Below are 7,382 nucleotides of genomic sequence, written 5' to 3' on the forward strand. Positions count from 1 at the left end.
CAGTGCGAGGAAAGTCCCCTTCAGCACGTCCGGTGAGAGGAAAGTCCTCTTCAGCTCACGCGGGGAGTGCCGAGCGGAGTGCCCGTGCGGCCGCGGTGGGGTCCTCGGCCTCGGTGATCGCCCGGACGACGACGATGCGGGACGCGCCGGCGTCGAGCACCTCGGGCAGCCGGTCGAGGTCGATGCCGCCGATCGCGAACCACGGCCGCGACGTGCCAGAGGCGGCGGTCGAGCGCACCAGGCCGAGGCCGGGCGCGTCCCGGCCCGGCTTCGTCGGCGTCGGCCAGCACGGTCCGGTGCAGAAGTAGTCCACGCCGGGCTCCCCGGCCGCCGCCGCGGCCTGCTCCGGCGAATGCGTCGACCGGCCGATCACGACGTCGTCGCCGAGGATCCGGCGGGCCAGCGACACCGGGATGTCGTCCTGACCGAGATGCAGGACGTCGGCGCCGACAGCGAAGGCGACGTCGGCCCGGTCGTTGACCGAGAGCAGTGCTCCGTGTCGAGAGCAGGCGTCCGCGAGGATTTCGAGAGCACTGATCTCCTGCTTGGCCTCCAGCGGCGCGCCCCCGGTCTTGTCACGCAGCTGGACGATGTCGACGCCGCCGGCGAGCGCGGCGTCCGCGAACTCGGCGAGATCGCCACGCGCGGTGCGCGCGTCGGTGCACAGGTACAGCCGCGCATCGGCGAGCCGGGCGCGGATCTTGTCGCCAGTGGAGGTGGGCATGGCGGGGACGTTACCCGCGCGCTACGGTGGGGTGGTCCGCACGGGAGCCCGAGGCACGGGCTGAGAGGGAGCCGCACCGCTCCGACCGTGGAACCTGATCCGGGTCATGCCGGCGCAGGGAGCGTGATTCCATGAGCGAAGCTTGCGAGCGAATCATCAATGTCATGCGCCAAAAAAGATTGGACGCTGTCTCGCGGAGCGAGTCGATCGCATGAGTGAGTTGACCATCATCGGTGGCGGCGTGATCGGGCTCGCCGCGGCTTGGCGTGCCGCCGTCGAAGGGCACCGGGTCACCCTGTACGACCCCGATCCCGGGCGCGGCGCGTCCTGGGTGGCCGGCGGCATGCTGGCCCCGGTCACCGAGGCCTGGCCGGGCGAGGAGGACGTCCTCCGCCTCGGCGAGGCGTCGCTGCGCCGATGGCCGGAGTTCGCCCGCGAGCTGGCCGCCGAGGGCGTCGATCCCGGCCTCGCCGGGCACGGCACGCTCGTCGTCGCGCTCGACAGCGCGGACGCCGGGCAACTGGACATCCTGGCCGGGTTCCTGCGGTCGCTGGGCCGCGACGCCGAGCCGCTCACCGGCCGCGCGGCCCGCCGCGCCGAACCCGGCATCGGGTCCGTCCGAAGTGGACTCCTGGTGCCCGGCGACCTGGCCGTGGACAACAGGAAACTCCTGCGGGCCCTCGAGCACGCCTGCCGAGGGCGCGGGGTGGTGTTCCACAGTGACCGGATCGACACGCTCGATGACGTCCACGCGGACGCCGTGGTGCTCGCCGCGGGCGCGTGGACGGGACGGCTGCACCCGCTGCTGGCAGGCGCCGTCCGCCCGCTCAAGGGTGAGATCCTGCGGCTGCGGCCCCGCCGCGGCTGCCTGCCGCCGCCGGTCAACACCGTCCGTGCGCTGGTCGAGGGCCGGCCGATCTACCTCGTGCCCCGTGCGGACGGCGAACTCGTGCTCGGCGCGACCCAGTACGAGGCCGGTTTCGACGAGAGCGTGACCGCGCGCGGCGTACGCGAGCTGCTGGAGGGCGCCGAGCGCGTGTTCCCGGCGATCGCCGAGTACGAGCTGGTCGAGACCGCGGCCGGGCTGCGGGCCGGAAGTCTCGACGCGCTGCCGTTCGTGGGTGAACTCGGCGACGGCGTCTTCGCCGCGACCGGACATCACCGCAACGGCCTGCTGATGGCCCCGGTGACCGCGGACGCCGTGGTCGCCTGGCTGGCCGGTGAGGCGCCGCCGGACGGGGTCGGTGCGGCCTCGCCCGCGCGACTGCGGGAAAGGGAACGAGTGTGATGGAGATCCAGGTCAACGGCCAATGGCGTGAATTCCCCGACGGGGCGACCGTGGCCCAGGTCCTCGACGCGCTGGGCACCGCCCGGCAGGGGGTGGCGGTCGCGCTGAACGGCGAGGTCGTCCGCCGGGGCGACTGGCCCGACGCTGTGGTGCCCAAGGGCGCCAGTGTCGACGTACTGACCGCGGTCCAAGGAGGTTGACATGAGCCACAATCGCGAAGCCGCTCGTGGCAGCCGACCGGGTGCGGGTGTCCCGCAGGACACGGAGGTTGAGAAAATGACCGACACCGTCAACGACGGCGACCAGCTGGTCATCGGCGAGTACAAACTGTCCTCCCGGCTGATCATCGGCACCGGCGGCGCGGCGAACCTGGCCGTGCTGGAGCGTGCGCTCGTCGCGTCGGGCACCGAGCTCACGACCGTCGCGATGCGCCGCGCCGACGCCGAGGGCGGCTCCGGAGTTCTCGAATTGCTGCGCCGGCTCGGGATCGCGTTATTGCCCAACACCGCGGGCTGTCGTACGGCGGCCGAAGCGGTTCTCACCGCGCGGTTGGCGCGCGAGGCGTTGAATACCGATCTGATCAAGCTTGAAGTCCATGCGGATGATCGGACGTTATTGCCCGATCCGCTGGAAACTCTCGACGCCGCCGAACAACTCGCCGCCGACGGATTCACCGTTCTGGTGTACACGAACGACGATCCGGTGCTCGCGTTGCGGCTGGAAGAGGCGGGCTGCGCGGCCGTCATGCCACTGGGCGCGCCGATCGGGACCGGCCTGGGAATCCGGAATCCGCACAATATCGAGCTGATCGTGTCCCGTGCGTCGGTCCCGGTCATCCTCGACGCCGGAATCGGTACCGCGTCGGACGCGACACTCGCGATGGAACTCGGTTGTGACGCGGTCTTGCTTTCCACCGCCGTGACCCGCGCGGCGGATCCGGAAAAAATGGCCTCCGCCATGCGTTCGGCGGTGCTCGCGGGACGGCTCGCCAGGGGAGCTGGACGTGTCCCGCAGCGCTTTTGGGCGCATGCTTCGAGTCCACCTCGGTGAATCCTCGGTCCCTTCACGCGGAAAGAGTCCGGAGCGCCGTAAGGTTGACGGCACTTTTCCAGCGGGCAGAAGGAGCCAGCGGTGACCACCACTTCGGTCCAGGACGTCTCGGGCAGGTTGTACCTCGCCGTGGGCAGGCTGTCCCGGTCTTTACGGCAGGCGGGAGTGCCCGGCCCCGGGCACGGCGCCATCTCGGCGCTCGCCACGCTGGTGCACCTCGGCCAGATGCGGCTCGGGGATCTGGCGGCCAAGGAGGGCGTCGCCGCCGCGACCATGTCCCGGATCGTGGCTTCGCTCGTCGAGGCCGGCTACGTCAGCCGCGAGTCGGACCCGGTGGACCGCCGGGCGTGGCTGGCGAAGGCCACAGAGGAGGGTGAGCGGCTGGTCTCCGGTGTCCGCTCGACGCGGGTGCAGGAACTGAACCGGAGACTCGATCGCCTCTCGGACGAGCATCGCGAGGCGCTGGCCGCCGCCTTGCCCGTCCTGGAGGCTCTCATCGCCGACGAGTGAGCTGAAGGGGACTTTCGTCGCGTTACATGCGAGGAAAGTCCCCTTCAGCGCATCTGGTGAGAGGAAAGTCCCCTTCAGCGTTCTTCAGGGGCCAGGCGCCAGAAGGCCGAGACGGGGCCGACCTTGGCCCCCATCGGGTAGGCGTGCTCGACGGCGTTGGACACGAACCACTTGCCGTACCGCGCCGCCTCCACAACGGACATCCCGCGCGCCAGCCCGGCCGTGAGCGCGGACGCCATGGTGTCCCCGGCCCCGTGGGTGTGCGGGGTCGCGTAGCGCCTGCCCGGGAGTTCGACGAACGTCGAGCCGTCGAACAGGACGTCGACGCATTCCGGGTCGGACACCAGGTGCCCGCTCTTCACCAGCACGTACTTCGGCCCGAGCCGGTGCAGCACGATCGCGGCCTGGTGCATCTGCTCGCGATCGGTCACGGTCATGCCGGTGAGCAGGCGGACCTCGTCGAGGTTCGGCGTGAGCACGGTGGCGCGCGGCAGGAGTTCGTCGCGCAGCGCGATCAGCCCGGCCTCGTCGAACAGCGGGTGACCGTGCATGGACGCGGCAACCGGGTCGACGACGAACGGCACCTTGCGGTCGCGCCCGATGCCGGCCTTGTCGCACGCCGCCGCGACGGCGTGGATGATCTCGGCCGAGGCGAGCATCCCGGTCTTCGCCGCACCCACGCCCATGTCGGCCGCGACGGCCTCGATCTGCCCGGCCACGATGTGCGGCGGCAGGTCGGCCCTGTCGTGCACGCCGAGGGTGTTCTGCACGGTCACCGCGGTGACCGCGACCAGGCCGTGCACCCCGCAGGTGAGGAACGTCCGCAGGTCCGCCTGCAGGCCGGCGGCGCCGCCCGAGTCGGAGCCCGCGATCGTCAGCGCCGAGGGCGGGCTGGGGTTCTCACTCATGTTTCTCCCCGACTTCCGGTCTGAGCCATTCGGTCAGTCATTCTTCACCAGTAGTCCATCACGGCGGCCGAAAGTGAAAGCTATTGCACATTCGGTCGAAGGAGTTCTGGATGAAGCTTCCCTCAGCAGTCCTCGCGGTGGCTCTCGTAACGGCCGGGGTCCTCTCCGGGGCGACGGCGAACGCGGACAGCCCGAAGGTCTCCCACGTGACGACCGTCGGTGTGCACAACACCTACGAGACGGGCGCGTACGACTACCTCGCGCGCTCGCTGGACGCCGGGACGTCCCTGATCGAACTGGACGTCTGGCCGGACATCATCACGCACGAGTGGAAGGTCAGTCACTCGAACCCGCTGGGGAACGACAACAACTGCGTCGCGGCGTCCTCGGCGTCGCAGCTGTACTCCGGTGGGCGGAACAAGAACCTGGAGTACTGCCTCGACGACATCCGGCTCTGGCTCGCCGCGCATCCGGGACACTCGCCGGTCACGTTGAAGCTGGAGATGAAGACCGGGTTCTCGGACAACCACGGCCTCGGTCCCGACGAACTCGACGCCACCTTCCGCGCGCACCTCGGCGCCGCGGCGTTCCGCCCCGCTGACCTCCTCGGCCGTTATTCCACTTTGGACGAAGCGGCTCGGGCGGACAACTGGCCGTCGATGGATGCCTTGCGGGGCAAGGTGATCACCGAGATCATCCCGGGAACGGTCGAAGAGGGGAATCCGGCCGACACGCTCAAGACCGACGTCGAGTACGCGCGCTATCTGCGTTCGCTCGCCGGGTCCGGGCGGATCGGCGAGGCGAACATCTTCCCGACCGTGCACGGCGTGGCGCCGGGTGATCCGCGTACGAAGTACTCGGACACCGGGCTGCGGCCGTGGTTCGTCGTGTTCGACGGCGACGCGAAGGCGTGGGTCACGCAGACCGGGCCCGCCTGGTACGACGCCAACCACTACTACCTCGTGATGACCGACGCGCAGAACGTCGAGCCCGCGATCGACGGGCGCGTCCCTACCGTCGACCAGGCGAACCGGCGCGTGGCGGAACTGGCGAAACAGCACGCGTCCGTGGTCACCGCCGACTGGGTCGGCCTGACCACCGTGCTCCCGCAAGTCCTCCCACGCGGCTGATCTTTGGCGGTCCGTGAAGGCCTCCTTCACAGCGCTCAGCCCTGTGAAGGAGGCCTTCACGGCACGTTCACATGGTGGACAGGTGAGGCCTTTACGCTCCCGATAATTGGTTCGAACAAGTTATCTGGAGGGGTTCATGCGCAGAACGCTCTGCCTGGCCGCGGCCGTGGTGGCGGTCGCCGGGCTGACTTCCGGGGTCGCCGCGGCCCAGGTGGCCAAAACGCCGAAAGCCCTGGTGATCGGCCTCGACGGGGCTCGGTTCGACAAGCTTCTCGCCGCCGACACCCCCAACGTCCACGCGCTCGTACAGCGCGGCTACGCCGCACGAAGCGCGCTCTACGGCAGCGGGATGGCGCAGACTTCGAGCGGTCCGGGCTGGTCCACGATCCTCACCGGAGTGTGGCCGGACAAGCACAAGGTCAAGGACAACTCCTTCAACGGCAACAATCTGGCCGCCAATCCGAGCTGGCTGGCGCGGGCCGAAACCGCGAACCCGGCGCTCGACACGTACGCGGCGGTGGACTGGAAGCCGATCGGCGACCAGATCCTGCGCACCGGTCAGGACCGCAAGTTCGTGCTCGACGGCGACACCGCCGGATACGTCAAGACCGACGAACAGGTCGCTGCCGACGCCGAGAAACATCTCAAGCAGGACAAGGCCGACGCCTCATTCGTCTACTTCGGACAGACGGACGAAGCAGGCCACGCGCATGGCGCCGACTCGCCCGAATACTCCGCCTCGCTGCGCACCGACGACGCGCTGATCGGCCGCCTGCTCGCGGCGATCGACGCGCGGGCCGGACGGGCGAACGAGGACTGGCTCGTCATGATCAGCACCGACCACGGTCACACCGCGGCGGGCGGCCACGGCGGTGACAGCCCGGAGGAACGCATGACGTTCGTGATCGCCGCGGGCGGCGCTGTCCCGCCGGGAACTCCTGCCGTGCAGCCGAAGATCGTCGACATCGCGCCGACCGTGTTGCGGCACCTGGGGATCGCCGCGCCCGCGGGGTACGACGGCTACCCGCTGGGCGCGGTGCCGCCGGATGCGTTCGACAGCGCGGTGCTGAAGCCGCGGCAGGACGAAACCGGTGTCCCGGCGGGGATTCTCGGCTGGACCCACGACGGCCCTGGCGGGTGGACGGTACGGAACGCGTCCGGAATGCCTTCCGGGACAACGGAATGGCAGGGCTGGGCCTTCACGACCGACGACTTCTGGACCCGGACCGCGCCAGGTCAGCAGCGCGAGGCGAACGTGCGCGCCCGCGGTGTCTTCGCCGTCGCCGACCCCGACGAGTGGGATGACAAGGGCTCGCCGTCGTCGAAGGGAACGTTCGATTCTTCGCTGGTCTCCCCGGCGATCGACGTCGCCGGGGCGGCGCGGGCGGACATCGCCTTCGTCTCGCACTACCGCCAGGACGGCACGCAGCGCGGCGCGCTGACGGTGTCCTTCGACGGCGGCGCCGAGCAGTCCGTGCTCGCCTACGGCCCGGAATCCGGCACCGTGAACAAGGGTGGCGACGTCCTCGCGACGCCGACGTCCGCGTCGGTCGCGGTCCCGGCAGGCGCGCGCTCGATGCGGGTCACCTGGCGCCTCTACGCCGCGGGCAACAACTGGTACTGGGCCATCGACGCCCCGCACGTCACCACCCGCTGAGGTGACGATCCGTGGGGGCCTCCTCGAGGGACTCAGGGTCCCGCGGGGGGGGGCCCCCCGGCCCACGGCGTGGGGGGGCGGCGGCCACAGGGGGGGTCCGGGGGCGCGCCCCCGG

The 7,382-nt window shown here is 70.3% G+C and carries 8 protein-coding genes and 1 riboswitch; of the genes, 6 read left to right on the top strand and 2 right to left on the bottom strand.

What is annotated here, in order from left to right:
• Positions 1-55 precede the first annotated feature (55 nt).
• A complete protein-coding gene (gene thiE / locus ACFWX1_RS33975) occupies positions 56-724 on the bottom strand; it encodes a thiamine phosphate synthase (RefSeq protein ID WP_378393858.1) in 669 nt (222 codons plus the stop codon).
• Between the two features lie 30 nt (positions 725-754).
• A riboswitch (TPP riboswitch) is annotated at positions 755-862 on the top strand.
• Positions 863-935: 73 nt separating this feature from the next.
• Between thiE and thiO the strand changes: the two genes are divergently transcribed.
• From thiO to ACFWX1_RS33995, 4 genes are all read left to right on the top strand, one after another.
• Positions 936-2,012 carry a glycine oxidase ThiO gene (gene thiO / locus ACFWX1_RS33980; RefSeq protein ID WP_378393859.1) on the top strand — a complete coding sequence of 359 codons (1,077 nt, stop codon included), beginning with the start codon at positions 936-938 and terminating at the stop codon, positions 2,010-2,012.
• Positions 2,012-2,212 carry a sulfur carrier protein ThiS gene (gene thiS, locus ACFWX1_RS33985; protein WP_378393900.1) on the top strand — a complete coding sequence of 67 codons (201 nt, stop codon included), beginning with the start codon at positions 2,012-2,014 and terminating at the stop codon, positions 2,210-2,212. Before thiO ends, thiS begins: the two co-directional genes overlap by 1 nt.
• 76 nt (positions 2,213-2,288) lie before the next feature.
• Positions 2,289-3,062, top strand: a complete 774-nt coding sequence (locus tag ACFWX1_RS33990; protein WP_378393860.1) for a thiazole synthase — start codon at positions 2,289-2,291, stop codon at positions 3,060-3,062.
• A gap of 81 nt (positions 3,063-3,143) precedes the next feature.
• Positions 3,144-3,572, top strand: coding sequence for a MarR family winged helix-turn-helix transcriptional regulator (locus ACFWX1_RS33995; protein ID WP_378393861.1), 429 nt, complete (start codon positions 3,144-3,146; stop codon positions 3,570-3,572).
• Positions 3,573-3,646: 74 nt separating this feature from the next.
• Here the strand turns inward: ACFWX1_RS33995 and thiD are convergent, their stop codons facing one another.
• Positions 3,647-4,480, bottom strand: a complete 834-nt coding sequence (thiD, locus tag ACFWX1_RS34000) for a bifunctional hydroxymethylpyrimidine kinase/phosphomethylpyrimidine kinase (protein ID WP_378393862.1) — start codon at positions 4,478-4,480, stop codon at positions 3,647-3,649.
• A gap of 110 nt (positions 4,481-4,590) precedes the next feature.
• Between thiD and ACFWX1_RS34005 the strand changes: the two genes are divergently transcribed.
• Complete coding sequence (locus tag ACFWX1_RS34005) at positions 4,591-5,610, top strand: phosphatidylinositol-specific phospholipase C domain-containing protein (RefSeq protein ID WP_378393863.1); 1,020 nt, start codon at positions 4,591-4,593, stop codon at positions 5,608-5,610.
• Positions 5,611-5,746: 136 nt separating this feature from the next.
• Positions 5,747-7,267 (top strand): alkaline phosphatase family protein, encoded by a 1,521-nt coding sequence (locus ACFWX1_RS34010; RefSeq protein ID WP_378393864.1) that lies wholly within the window; start codon positions 5,747-5,749, stop codon positions 7,265-7,267.
• Positions 7,268-7,382 lie beyond the last annotated feature (115 nt).

Origin of the sequence: Amycolatopsis sp. NPDC059021 (genome assembly GCF_042739895.1) — a bacterium.
GTDB lineage: Bacteria > Actinomycetota > Actinomycetes > Mycobacteriales > Pseudonocardiaceae > Amycolatopsis.

Bases quoted from the DNA above. Each gene is read 5' to 3' on its own strand.
- thiE (WP_378393858.1), bottom strand. From the start codon at position 724: ATGCCCACCTCCACTGGCGACAAGATCCGCGCCCGGCTCGCCGATGCG.
- thiO (WP_378393859.1), top strand. From the start codon at position 936: ATGAGTGAGTTGACCATCATCGGTGGCGGCGTGATCGGGCTCGCCGCG.
- thiS (WP_378393900.1), top strand. From the start codon at position 2,012: ATGGAGATCCAGGTCAACGGCCAATGGCGTGAATTCCCCGACGGGGCG.
- ACFWX1_RS33990 (WP_378393860.1), top strand. From the start codon at position 2,289: ATGACCGACACCGTCAACGACGGCGACCAGCTGGTCATCGGCGAGTAC.
- thiD (WP_378393862.1), bottom strand. From the start codon at position 4,480: ATGAGTGAGAACCCCAGCCCGCCCTCGGCGCTGACGATCGCGGGCTCC.
- ACFWX1_RS34005 (WP_378393863.1), top strand. From the start codon at position 4,591: ATGAAGCTTCCCTCAGCAGTCCTCGCGGTGGCTCTCGTAACGGCCGGG.
- ACFWX1_RS34010 (WP_378393864.1), top strand. From the start codon at position 5,747: ATGCGCAGAACGCTCTGCCTGGCCGCGGCCGTGGTGGCGGTCGCCGGG.